The 8,091-nt window shown below is 56.6% G+C and carries 5 protein-coding genes; 1 reads left to right on the top strand and 4 read right to left on the bottom strand.

Features of this window, described 5'->3' with window-relative positions; translation table 11 throughout:
* Positions 1–116: 116 nt before the first annotated feature.
* On the bottom strand, positions 117–581 hold the full coding sequence (locus ACNKID_RS06380) for a hypothetical protein (protein ID WP_417912600.1): 465 nt from the start codon (positions 579–581) through the stop codon (positions 117–119).
* Positions 582–913: 332 nt separating this feature from the next.
* Between ACNKID_RS06380 and ACNKID_RS06375 the strand changes: the two genes are divergently transcribed.
* Positions 914–2,758, top strand: a complete 1,845-nt coding sequence (locus ACNKID_RS06375) for a DNA topoisomerase IV subunit B (RefSeq protein ID WP_417912599.1) — start codon at positions 914–916, stop codon at positions 2,756–2,758.
* Here the strand turns inward: ACNKID_RS06375 and ACNKID_RS06370 are convergent.
* The 3 genes from ACNKID_RS06370 to ACNKID_RS06360 all read right to left on the bottom strand — a co-directional run bounded on the left by ACNKID_RS06370 (position 2,736) and on the right by ACNKID_RS06360 (position 7,476).
* Positions 2,736–3,104, bottom strand: a complete 369-nt coding sequence (locus ACNKID_RS06370) for a hypothetical protein (protein ID WP_417912598.1) — start codon at positions 3,102–3,104, stop codon at positions 2,736–2,738. The two genes, ACNKID_RS06375 and ACNKID_RS06370, sit on opposite strands and share 23 nt — an antisense overlap.
* An 89-nt stretch (positions 3,105–3,193) precedes the next feature.
* Positions 3,194–5,065: a hypothetical protein gene (locus ACNKID_RS06365; RefSeq protein ID WP_417912597.1), complete on the bottom strand. Its 1,872-nt coding sequence runs from the start codon at positions 5,063–5,065 to the stop codon at positions 3,194–3,196.
* Complete coding sequence (locus ACNKID_RS06360; RefSeq protein ID WP_417912596.1) at positions 5,065–7,476, bottom strand: hypothetical protein; 2,412 nt, start codon at positions 7,474–7,476, stop codon at positions 5,065–5,067. Before ACNKID_RS06360 ends, ACNKID_RS06365 begins: the two co-directional genes overlap by 1 nt.
* Between the last annotated feature and the right edge of the window lie 615 nt (positions 7,477–8,091).

Raw genomic sequence — 8,091 nt, 5'->3', positions numbered from 1 at the left:
ACAGCAGACTTTGCCTGCAAACGACTTAGGCTGCTGTTGAAAAAATATCCCGGCAGGAGAAAAAAGGAGGAGTAAACCTGCCGGGATATCGGGTTAAGCTTGTTGCTTGCGCTGCGTCAGGAACCTTGCGCGGCAGCGAGAACTGCTTTCCGGTACGGGATGCCATACTTGCGCAGCAGATTCCCGTAGTTGCCGCAAAGCTGATTCCAATCTTTTTTCAGCCCGCAGCTGCCCATGAACTCCATGACTATGCTCGGCAGCTGGAGCAGGAGTCCGGTTTCCTGCGCCTTGAGAACAATCTGGTCACGCAGGCTGAACAGCTCCCCGGCCAGCTTTGCGGACAAGGTGAGGCTGTTTTCCGCTTCGCCGGTCAAGGCGCAATCCGCCGCCTGCCTTGACACCATGTTTTTCAATGCCGCCTTCCTTGTTTCGAAAAGCATGGCTTCCCTTTCCGGCGACATCTTCTTAGGAAGCAGACAGTACCCTGATTTTGCATCGCAGGGCTGCGATTCTACAGCGTGCAGGCTGTTTGCTCCTGCTGCGATGGCTGCGATGGCTGCGGCAACGACAATTCTTCTCATTTTCACACTGCTCATTCTCCACATGCCTCATTATGCTCGCTTGACTTGAGTAATGCTAAATCCGTGCCAGTTTCATTATAAGCGGAAAAATACTGGCATGTCACTGGTAAAAAAGATTTTTTTGTTTCTTGCGCCAATCAGGGCACTTGCCGCATGCTGCAAAATGGGTAATTTCTACGCAGAGCGGCCTGTGCTGCGGGTAAAAATTACCCGTCTTTGCATGGCCCGGTGCCAGTTTCGTCAGCAGGGGCGCATACCTTTTGACGCGCTGCGCCGCAGCGAGTACACTTGCGCTGCTTTCTCTTTCCTATCACCCTTGCAAGACAGACGACGTGACCGAACAGCACCAGTACGACGAATCGAAGATCAAAACCCTCAGCTCGCTGGAGCACATCCGCAAGCGGCCCGGCATGTACATTGGCCGCCTCGGCAATGGCTCTGATCCCGACGACGGCATCTACATCCTGCTGAAAGAGGTGACAGACAACGCCGTCGACGAGTTCATCATGGGCTGCGGCAAGCAGATCGAAGTTGCGGTCAGCGCGGAAGGACGCTGCCGGGTGCGGGATTATGGCCGGGGCATTCCGCTGGGCAAGGTGGTCGAATGCGTCTCAATGATCAACACCGGCGCGAAATACAACACCGAGGTCTTTCAGTTCTCAGTCGGACTGAACGGCGTGGGCACGAAAGCGGTCAATGCCCTGTCCGAACAGTTCATGGTCTGCTCGCACCGGGAAGGCCGTTTTAAAAAAGCGTTTTTTGCCTATGGCGTGCTGGTGCAGGAAGAAGAGGGCGCGACGGCTGAACCGGACGGCACGCTGGTGGAATTCCTGCCGGACAAACAGCTCTTTCCCAATTTCGCCTTTGATCTTGGCTACATTGAACAGCGGCTCTGGCGGTATGCCTATCTCAACGCCGGGCTGCGGCTGCGCCTGAACTGGGCGGACGAGCCTGCGCGGGAATATTTTTCCAAGAGAGGTTTGCCCGATCTTTTAGCCAAGGAATTGGACGGCGGCGGCATTTATCCGGCCATCGAGCATAAAGAGCAGGCTCTCGAATTCGCCTTCACGCACACGGATGAGTACAGCGAAACCTATTATTCCTTTGTCAACGGCACCTACACGTCCGAAGGCGGCACACATCTTTCCGCCTTCCGCGAAGGCATTTTGAAAGGGGTGAACGAGTTTTCTGGCAAAAAATACACAGGCGAGGACGTGCGTGACGGCTTGATCGGCATTCTCGCGGTCAAGGTGCAGGAACCGGTCTTTGAGTCGCAGACCAAGAACAAGCTGGGCAATACCGACATCCGGGCTTGGCTCGTCAACGCGGTGCGCGAGGCCGTGGCCACGCATCTTTACAAGCATCCGGAGACTGCGGAAATCCTCCTTGCCAAGGCCCAGCGCAATGAGCGGGTGCGCAAAGAGCTGCAAAGCGTGCGCAAGGAGGCCAAGGCGCAGGCCAAGAAGGTCGCCTTCAAGATTCCTCAGCTCAAGGATTGCAAATATCATCCGCAGCCCGGCAAGCCCTCGCGGCCAGACGAGGAAAATATGATCTTCATCACCGAAGGCCAGTCCGCCGCTGGCTCCATCGTCTCGTCCCGCGATCCGCTCACCCAGGCGGTGTTCTCGCTCAAGGGCAAGCCGATGAACGTGCATGGCCAGAAGCTTGATCTGCTCTACAAGAATGAGGAAATGTACGCTCTGATGCAGAGCCTAAATGTGGAGGACTCCGTCGCTGGCCTGCGTTTCGACAAGATTATCTTGGCCACAGACGCGGACGTGGACGGCCTGCACATCCGCAATCTGCTTTTGACCTTTTTCCTGCATTATTTTGACGCGCTGATCCGGCAGGGGCATGTCTATATTTTAGAAACGCCGATCTTCCGGGCGCGGAACAAGAAGCAGACGGTCTATTGCTACTCAGAGCGGGAGAAAGACGAGGCGGTGCGCGGCCTCAAGGCGCAGACGGGCGGCGTGGAGGTGACGCGCTTCAAGGGATTGGGCGAGATTTCACCGCCGGAATTCAAGCAGTTCATCGGCCCAGCGATGCGTCTTCAGCCAGTGCGGATTGAAAGCATAGCCGACGTGCGCCCGGTGCTTGAATTTTACATGGGCAAGAATACGCCAGAACGGCGGCAGTATATCATGGAGCATCTCACCCTGCGGCCGGAACAATAATGCTCCTGCATACGTCCGCAGCAAGGATTTGCAGCAAGAAGCAATCAAGCTGAAACGAAGTTCTGCTCAGCAAAGGAAGAGTTCTGCTCGGCTGCCAAGAAAGTTGGCTCAGCCGGAAAGAAGTTCGGCTTGGCCAAACTCCTTTTTTGTTCAGCAGCAAAGGCAGTTGGCCGACTCCAGCTCCTTTGCTGTTCGGCCAAACATCTTTGTTGCTTAGCCAGACTTCTTTGCGGCTCAGCCAAATATCTTTCTTGCTCAGCCGAATTTCTTTGTTGCTCAGCCGAACTCCTCTCTTGCCAAGCTGAACTGTTTTGCAGGCGGGCAAGAAAGGAGCAGCAGCAGTCATGCGCAAGACACCGCCGCAGAAGAAACTGCTTTGCTCTCCGCTGCAACCCGCTAACTTCTGCAAAAGGTCTGGCAGGCTTAAGCTAAACTTCACAACGCAGGAGAGGTCAAGGCGATAAAAAGAAAGCTGCCCAGCGAGAGCAGGAACATCAGGGTGAAGAACGAGCGCAGCAGCAAGGGTTGAAAGAGCGGCGCGGTTCTTGACAGCACCAGGCCGAGCATGGGCAGCACAGGCAACATGTAGCGGCCCTGCGGTTGGAAATCTTTCGTCCAAGAAGCCCAAATGCCGCCGCCAATCAGCGCAAGGCCGCAGCAGATTAGATTCAGCAGCAGCAGCCGTTCGGACCAGCCGCCCCGCAGCAGCACCGTCAGACACACAAAAGCGAGGAACAGCCAGCCGCAGCAGATCATCAAATCGAAGTAGCTTTTGCTCGCCGCCACGCTCATCTGGCCGTACACTCCATAAAAGCTGCGGATGATGTGGCCGCCCCAGCGGTATTTCTCGCCAAGCAGCTCTTTCAGGCGCACACCGCGTTCCTTCATATACAGATGCGGATGCTTGTGGGCCAGCTCAGTGCTGGGCTTGTAGGCGTGTTCCGCCTTTTCCTCCTTCAGCTGCTGGATTTTCGCCGCCTTGTTCCAGCCGTTGACATGCACATCCAATCCAGCGCGAATGCTGATAATAGCGATGCCGATGCCGACTGCAACGGCGACAGGCCGCAGCGCAGTCCGAGAGAATGTTCTTTGCCGGAAAGCAAATTCAATCAGGAGGAACAGCCCGGCAAAGGGGATGAAGATATAAAAATTCTTCTTTATGAGCAGGAGCAGTCCTGCAAGCAGACCCAGCCGGACAACAGTCATCCAGCCTGCTGGCTGGCCTGCAAGCAGGCGGTTGAGCAGCGATTCTGGTTCGGCGAGCTGATATGCGGCCAGCAGGGTGATGAAGAGGGCAAAGGCATCAGAGTTGCAGTAGCCGAACAGATACCAGCCCTGCGGTGTCATGAGAAAAGGCAGAAGCAGCAGCCGCGCGGCGGCAGACTTGACTGTCAGCAGGACAAGACAGGCAAGCAGCATCACATTGAAGAGGCGTTGCCGCTGAAAAGACGGCAGCTGGAAGCTCTCTGTCAGCCAGGAAAACTTCCCAATCAGGAAGTAGGCAATTTCCCGCGAGTTCAGCCGGGAAACGCCGTAGCCGCTGTAGGTGGCGGCAATCTCCGGCGATTCCGCCGCAGGCATCAGCCAATGCTGCTCATAGTAGGCCGCAGCCGTCTCATGCACCAGCTCATCAGGATGGCTGCCTGAATTTGTCTTCACCGCCAGCACAGCGGCCAGCAGTGTCACACCAAAGAGCAGCAGGGGAATATAACGGAAATCTGGAACCAAGGGCGCGAAGCCCTTCAGCACGGTGTGCAAGAGGAGCGCAAGCAGCAAAAAACGTCCCAGCTCTTTGGCCAAGCTGACAAAATCTCTGGGCGGCGGTTCAAAATGATCTAGATAGAGATCAGGATTGCCTGTTTCAGAACTGACTGTCCAGCCCCAGCCTTCAATAAAGGACAAGGAGGAGACATTATTTCCTGCGCGGAAACGGGCGAAATCAGCTTGCGTTGCAAAGACCAAAGGCTTCCAGCCTGGCTGAGTGACAGTGATCCGACGGAAGATGACTGCCCCGCTGGCCTTGCCCATGGGATTGAGACGGAAGGAGCGCATGGAACTCAGGCTGCCCAGAAAGAAGCCCGCTCGCGTCGTGTTTATTGTCAGCGGCGCGGCAGCCATGCAGCTGCGGGAAAACTGCTCTCCTGTCCCGGCCCAAGCCATCTGCAAAGCGGTGTCATGGTCGGTTGTGTAGTCAAACTCGACATAGGCCCGGCTGAGAAAGAAATGATGATAGACCAAGGCTGAGCCAAGCAGCAGGGCAATCAGGCCAGCCTGCCGCCGCAGCAGGCTGAGAAAGGACAGCAGCATCAGACAGCCGCCTCCTGCTCCCGCATCCGCATGAAAAGAACAAGGGCCAGCGCGTAGATCAGGGCGGCGCAGAGCAGGGTGAGATTGAAGCCGAGATAGATGGAGATCAGCACGCTGGCAATGCCGCCGATGACTGTGAAGAGGCCGTTCATGCCCCAGGCCCAGGCCACCGCGCCTTCCGGCTGCCGACTCACCGCCAATATGCCGAGCGGAAAGCACATGCCCATGAAGAAGCCCGCAGGCAGGATGAGCAGCACAGCCGCCGCCACCCGGCTCCAAAGGGAAAAGGCAAGGAACTGGTTGAAATAGGCCGGATAGACAGCGATGAAGAACAAGACAGAAAGGATGGTTCCGACAAACGGGAGCAGCCAGAGCCGCTGCGGACTGATGCCCATCTTTCCTGAACAGAGGCTGCCCAGCGCGGCGGCGATCAGCATGGCGAAGACCACGGCGGAATATGTGTGCAGAGGGAAGCCGATCAGCTTCATGAATATCTGGATGAAGACCAGCTCGACAATGATGAATCCGCCGCCGAGGCAGGAGAAGTAGCCCAGCGAAGCCAGCTTGCCTGGCCAGCGCACGCGCCCGGCCTTGGAAAGAAGCAGCGGCGCAAGCACAAAAACCAGCGCGAAGAGCAGCGAGGCTGCCGACACCACCACCAGATGCTCAATATCGCTGGGAAGGATATGATCCTCGGTGTACTGGGAAGTCAGCCGGGCGGCAGTGGAGTAATCCATGTATTTTTCAGGATAGGCGCGGTTGTAGCGTCCCCATTCTTTGCGCAGGAAATTGAAATAAGGCCGGTTGTCGGTGGCCGCCGCCGCCCGGAAGGGCACAAGGTCCAGCGTGGCGTTGGACAACTCGCCGGAATAGAATTCGTCGCTGAGCATGGAGGCTTCTTTCTTATAGGGATGCTCGACTAATTTCGTGTGCCCCCAGAACCAGGTCTCCAGCATCGCGACTTCTTCCTTGGTCCACGGAGTCATGCGGATAAGCAAAGTGGGCAGATTGTCGCGTACGCCGTCTTTGGCCTGAAAGACAAGAACATGGCGGCGGAAATCGGCGCGGCCCAGGTCTTTCCACGCTTTGGCCGCTGTTGTCACCATGCGGGGATAGACATGATGGTTGATCTGGAGGATGCCGTCCGGCTTCAGATGCTGGAAATATTCGATGTACGCCTCTGCTGTTTGCAAATAGGTGGTGGACATGGCCCCGCTGCCCGCCGCCACGCTGCTGGAGGTGTGGTTGCTGTACATCTGGATGATGTCGTATTTTTTGTCCGAAGCCCGCAGGAAGCTGCGGCCCTCGTCCACATGCGCAGTCACGCGCGGGTCGTTGAAGATGCCGCCGTTGTAGTCCTTGTACAGCTCCTTGCCGATTTTGACGACAAAGCCGACCAGCTCAACCGCATCCACGTGCTTCGCGCCGAAGGTCAGGGCCGCTTTGGTTTCCTGTCCGCCAGCCGCGCCGATGATCAGCACTTCCTGACCGCTGTCCTGCTTCAGCCAGTGGCTGAGATAGACATTCTGGCCGCCGAAGTTGGCTGTGGTCGCCTTGGGCAAAGAAGCCCGCAGCTTGGCGTAGTCGCCGTCAAAGGGATAGATGAAGCTGGACTGCGTGCCGCCGTCATAGGCGACGTGCTTGGCTCCGCCGGTGTTGATCACGTCAATTTTGCTGATCGCATCCCAATGGCTCACCTCCACAGTCTCCGCCGCAATGCTTTCCAGCACGCCGCGCTTGGAGACGTGGTGCCGGAATTCAAAATAGCGGTCCGCAGAATTGTCAGCCGTGAAGGATTTGACAAAGGGAATTGCGGCAGCGGCGATGCCCAGCAGCGGCAGCAGTTTCGGCCACAATCTGCCCTCAGCCAGCAGTCCGGCAGTGATCCAGCAGAAGCCGCCGCCGAGGAAAAGCGCGCCTGCCGGGCCGACAGGCGGCAGGAAAGGAATCAGAATTAGGCAGCCCAGAGCGGCTCCGGCCAAGTCCCAGAAGTAGAGCCGCTGAATATCCTTGGCATAGGCGGAGAAGATGACGGTGAAGAACAGGCCGGAAAGGAAGAACGGCGCGGAGAGGAGCAGGTACATGGCCGCAAAGGCGGCGAGGTCTTTGCCGGAGCTGGCTTGGATGTTGGCCAGATTGAGCGGCAGGCTGTTGATTGCAGGCAGCAGCGCGAGCAGGAAGAGGCCGAAAAAAAAGGTCAGCCCGGCAAGTTTGGCCCGCAGCCGCCCGTCCTGCCGCATCGGCCAAAGAGACTGCTGCACTCCCGCCAGCCCGAAGCAGAACATGACCATGGTGATGATCATGTACGCCTTGTTGGAATACCAGATCACATCAAAAATCCGCACCAAGGCCAGTTCGGCCATCAGAGTGGTCAGTGCGATGAGGAAGAGGCTGAGGGCTATTCGGTTCATGCGGCGCAGTCCTGTGGTTGAAGATGAAAAACAAGAGGAATGGTCAGATTGTCCTGCGTTGGCTCTAAAAGCAAGGCATCCCAGACTTGGAATGCGGCATCTGTGGGATAGATAAGCCACCCCAGACTTGGAATGAGCCATCTATCTTTCAGACAAACCATCCGAGACTTGGGATGAGCCATCTATCTTTCAGGCGAGGCATCCCAAATTTGGAATGCGGCATCTATCCGACAGATGAGCCACCCCAGACTTGGGATGAGCCATTTATCTTTCAGGCGAGCCATCCCAAACTTGGAATGCGGCATCTATCCGACAGATGAGCCATCCGAGACTTGGGATAAGCCAGCTATCTTTCAGGCGAGCCATCCCAAATTTGGAATGCGGTATCTATCCGACAGATGAGCCATCCGAGACTTGAAATGAGCCATCTATCTTTCAGGCGAGCCATCCCAAATTTGGAATGCGGCATCTATCCGACAGATGAGCCACCCCAGACTTGGGATGAGCCATTTATCTTTCAGGCGAGCCATCCCAAACTTGGAATGCGGCATCTATCCGACAGATGAGCCATCCGAGACTTGGGATAAGCCAGCTATCTTTCAGGCGAGCCATCCC

This window comes from Candidatus Electronema sp. TJ, from assembly GCF_048287355.1.
GTDB lineage: Bacteria > Desulfobacterota > Desulfobulbia > Desulfobulbales > Desulfobulbaceae > Electronema.
This window is presented reverse-complemented; position numbering and strand designations above follow the sequence as displayed.